The organism is Vibrio sp. Vb0349 (assembly GCF_033338975.1).
Genome location: NZ_JAWOTS010000357.1, coordinates 1 through 1145 on the forward strand (window position 1 = coordinate 1; position 1145 = coordinate 1145).

The 1145-nt window shown below is 48.4% G+C and carries 1 protein-coding gene and 1 pseudogene; both read left to right on the forward strand.

Annotated features, from left to right (window positions below):
* A pseudogene (locus R7Q47_RS25820) lies at positions 1-307 on the forward strand (copper transporter); the annotation flags it as partial.
* A gap of 103 nt (positions 308-410) precedes the next feature.
* On the forward strand, positions 411-1145 hold a 735-nt coding region (locus tag R7Q47_RS25825), incomplete at its 3' end, for an efflux RND transporter periplasmic adaptor subunit (RefSeq protein ID WP_318090205.1).

Here is a 1145-nt window from a genome sequence, read left to right on the forward strand (position 1 = left end):
GAACGCGAAGGTCAACACATTGCTGGTTGATCGCGCCAACTTGAGTCAGCGTTTAGAGCGTTATCAATCCACCTTACTTCCCCAAGTTCAAGCTCGTATTCACGCGGTAGAAAGGGGTTATCAAAACAACACCGCACAGTTTAATGACGTGATCATGGCAAGCACAGACGAGCTGGCGCTAAAGCTCGAACAGCAACGTCTTATTACCGATTTAAACATCGTAAACAGCAACTTAGCGGCTTTATTGGGTGGTTTCGAATATCAAGTATCCACACCCAACATCACGCCTGAAGCAAGCGCGAACTAAAACAAAAACATGAAAGAACCCAAGTTTGGGGACGATGGCGAATGCACACCAATAAACAATCAACATCGCTGTCATGCCTCATGGGGAAAATAAGGAATTAGGAATGAGTTCAAATTCAATCAAGATAGCAACCATCGCTCTGCTTGTTGGCGGGGCACTAGGGTTTGGCGTTAATCAGTACCTATCTGATGCAAACCACGACATGAGCGGCACAGGCGGTAGCGCTGCGAGCAGCTCAAACGATCCACTCTATTGGGTTGCGCCAATGGATCCAAATTATAAGCGCGACAAACCGGGCAAATCGCCAATGGGTATGGACTTGATCCCAGTGTACGCCGAAGATCTCGCAGGTGAACAAGACAAACCCGGCACGGTAAAAATTGACCCATCGGTTGAAAACAACTTAGGTGTAAAAACCGCTCAAGTCTCTTTAGAGCAACTTTCACCTCGGATTGAAACTGTCGGCTATATCGCGTTTGACGAAAGCCATTTGTGGCAAACCAACGTTCGCGTGGCGGGCTGGGTTGAAAAGCTTTACATCAATGCCGTGGGTGAAAAGGTCAACAAAGGCGACGTGCTGTTCACGTTGTATTCTCCCGAGCTAGTCAAAGCACAAGAAGAGCTGCTGAACGCCTACCGAACTGGGCGTAGTGGCCTAGTGAAAGGCGCGACAGAACGTTTGGTGACACTGGGTGTTGATCGCTCTCAAATCAGAGCCATCACTCAACGTGGGAAAGCATCACAAACTATTGAAATTAAAGCTCCGGAAGATGGCGTCATCGCGAGTTTGAACGTTCGTAAAGGTGGTTACCTATCCCCTGCTCAAGCGGTGATCAGC